The sequence below is a fragment of the Neotamlana laminarinivorans genome (assembly GCF_020523925.1).
GTDB classification, from domain to species: Bacteria; Bacteroidota; Bacteroidia; order Flavobacteriales; family Flavobacteriaceae; genus Neotamlana; species Neotamlana laminarinivorans.
The window spans coordinates 1-250 of the sequence record NZ_JAJAPW010000117.1; the positions used below are offsets into that span (position 1 = coordinate 1).

Annotated in this window: 1 protein-coding gene; it reads left to right on the forward strand. The window is 34.4% G+C overall.

What is annotated here, in order from left to right:
- Positions 1-191: hypothetical protein (locus LG649_RS16270; protein WP_226544846.1), on the forward strand; the 191-nt coding region annotated here is incomplete at its 5' end.
- Positions 192-250: the final 59 nt, after the last annotated feature.

Below are 250 nucleotides of genomic sequence, written 5' to 3' on the forward strand. Positions count from 1 at the left end.
TTTGTCAAATTCAGATTTTGAGTAGTTTTTTCAGCGAAATAATTCAGAGTTTTAAATTTTTCAGAAATCAGAAGTTCTTAAAATTCGGAATTTTCCGCCGTATGAGTGAGCGCTATGATTTACAACGTGTTTGTATAAGCTTAGTTGCGCTGGAAATCCGCGAGGATTTTCAGATTAAGAAACTAAGATAGTAAAAATGCGAGGATTTTCCGCAGGAAAATCAGCAGCAATTAAACTTATACGGTGTTAC